Here is a 536-nt window from a genome sequence, read left to right on the forward strand (position 1 = left end):
CGCTGTGGTAGCGGTAGATGCCCGGGGGCGGACATTGCGCCTGGCCCGGGGATTGATCCGTCGGGCCGGCCAGATGCAGGTAGATCTTCAGTGGCAGGGCGGGCTCGGCGTGGTACAGGCAGCCGCTGTCCGGCTCGGCCCGCAACAGGCTCAGCAGCCGGCTCAACTGCGCCACGCTCAGTGCTTCGCCGCCGTACTGACGCTTGGCGGCCCGCAGTTGCAGTGCATCGACGCTGATCGGCGCTGCCGGCAGTTCGATGACCCCATCCCCCTGCTCCGCCAGGTCGCGGCGAATCTGCCGTTGTTGGCGGTGCAGCCGCTCCAGCGCATCCTTGCCCGGCAAGTCGAAGCCGTTGTTGTTACCGGCCAGAAAGTCGGCGAACAAGGCGCCGGGCTGCCCGCTGCCCAGCACAGAGGCCTGGGCCGGCATCAGACAATGCAGCACACGGTGGCTGGGCTGCAGTTGCAACAGTGGCCCAAGCGTCGCCACGTCCACGCCATAGGCCGGGGCCAGCGCGATGCCGAAGTCGGCCTGG

Annotated in this window: 1 protein-coding gene; it reads right to left on the reverse strand. The window is 68.8% G+C overall.

The window, feature by feature from the left end:
* Positions 1-536 (reverse strand): hypothetical protein (locus Q7C21_RS22865; RefSeq protein WP_375151220.1); only part of this gene is annotated, 536 nt, incomplete at both ends.

This window comes from Pantoea sp. ANP04, from assembly GCF_041982285.1.
Taxonomy (GTDB): domain Bacteria; phylum Pseudomonadota; class Gammaproteobacteria; order Enterobacterales; family Enterobacteriaceae; genus Pantoea; species Pantoea eucalypti.